Here is a 1,485-nt window from a genome sequence, read left to right on the forward strand (position 1 = left end):
GACGTTGCGTCGTATGCCGTCATCTAACCCCGCCATCGAGCGGACCCACAACGGCGAGGTGCGGTTGCGCGCTTTGGCCACACTGAGCGCGCCGTTGCGGCCCGCTCATGTCGAACGTTAGGCGTCGGAGAAGGCATGTCTCTGCGTACCACCATCTCGTTGCTGGCACTGGCGGCGCTTCCTCTCGCAGCAGAGGCAGCGACTTACGAAATCACGGTCACACGCAAGGCCAGTAACGTCTATCGGGTTGACGGCAAGAGCATCACAATCCAGACAAGGTATTGCTACGTCTATGCCTACTCAGAGGAAGCATTGTTGAAGTCGAGTGGGTATGGCGGCGAACTGATCTTCATCGACAGTCGCGACAAGTGCGATGTCAAAGCCATCTACGGAAAGAGCGAGCCAAGTCCTGGCAAGTACGCTGTGCGCGTCACGCACGAATCGGACGATTGGTACGAAGTCCAAGGCACAGGCTCATATCTGCAAACCTCAGCGTGCCTCAGTCTTGCTCTTGGTCAGGAGGCGTTCCTCTCTCTTCAGGCCGGTGGCTTCGGCCGCATCGTGTTCGACGACGGTCAGAGTTGCGTGGTTGAGGGCGTGTACACCAGGATGAAGCTCGAATGAAGGTTGCCTCACCGACGCCTAACCCCTCCATCGAGCGGACATGCTCCGGCAGGCTTCGCCCACCTACGCATGCCGCTCATGTCGAACGTTAGGCGGCACCAACACCACCATGGCCCGCGGCGATCTGAAAGCACCAACATTACTAGCGCTGAGGGAATTGCTCCGACCGCTCGGCTATCGGAAGTCTTCCTCCTTGTTCTCGCGCCCGTTGCAAGACGTCGTTCATCTCATAGAAGTGCAAGGCTCGCGCCAAAGCACAGCCGCAGAGGCGAAGTTCACTGTCAATGTTGGCGCCTTTGCGCCGGCGCTCATCTACGCCGATGTCCGCGCCACCACGAAACCGTCCATCCCACTGGCGCACTGGAGGGAACGCTTGGGCTTTCTGTCGCCCGAGAATGAAGACACATGGTGGAAGGTACGCACTGCGCAGCAAGCGGAGGCAGTAGCCGTTGACATCGCCACTCGCATTGAACGCTTCGCCCTCCCCGCCCTGGGGCAGCTTCAGCAGTTGGACGCGCTCGTCACCCTGTGGAAAGCTGGCCAAAGTCCTGGGCTCACTGAGCATCAGCGTAGAGAGTTCCTGGTTCGGCTTGGGCATGTTCCGAGTAGCGCCGCGAGTGCCGCCTAACCCTTCGCTCGAGCGGACCTCCACCGGCAAGGCACTTGGGCCGCGACATGCTCAGGCCTATCATGCATGTCGCGGCCCAAGCGCCTTGCCGGCGGCGGCCGCTCAGCTCAAACGTTAGAAGGCTGCAAATGCGTCTCGCCCCCATCATCGTTGCAGGCTCGTTTCTGTTGAGCGGCGCAATCATTGGCGCGGCTCTGTGGTCCACCCCAGCAATGCGTCACGAGTTTGCCAAC

2 protein-coding genes are annotated in these 1,485 nt (G+C 60.3%); both read left to right on the plus strand.

The annotated features are described in order from the left end of the window. Positions 1–135 precede the first annotated feature (135 nt). Complete coding sequence (locus E8D38_RS27680) at positions 136–624, plus strand: hypothetical protein (protein ID WP_140637490.1); 489 nt, start codon at positions 136–138, stop codon at positions 622–624. A 109-nt stretch (positions 625–733) separates the two neighbouring features. Then, a complete protein-coding gene (locus tag E8D38_RS29610) occupies positions 734–1,252 on the plus strand; it encodes a DUF4304 domain-containing protein (protein WP_181179560.1) in 519 nt (172 codons plus the stop codon). The last annotated feature ends 233 nt before the right edge of the window (positions 1,253–1,485 follow it).

The sequence above is a fragment of the Methylibium rhizosphaerae genome (assembly GCF_006386545.1).
Classification (GTDB): Bacteria; Pseudomonadota; Gammaproteobacteria; order Burkholderiales; family Burkholderiaceae_C; genus Pseudorivibacter; species Pseudorivibacter rhizosphaerae.

Bases quoted from the DNA above. Each gene is read 5' to 3' on its own strand.
- E8D38_RS27680 (WP_140637490.1), top strand. From the start codon at position 136: ATGTCTCTGCGTACCACCATCTCGTTGCTGGCACTGGCGGCGCTTCCT.
- E8D38_RS29610 (WP_181179560.1), top strand. From the start codon at position 734: ATGGCCCGCGGCGATCTGAAAGCACCAACATTACTAGCGCTGAGGGAA.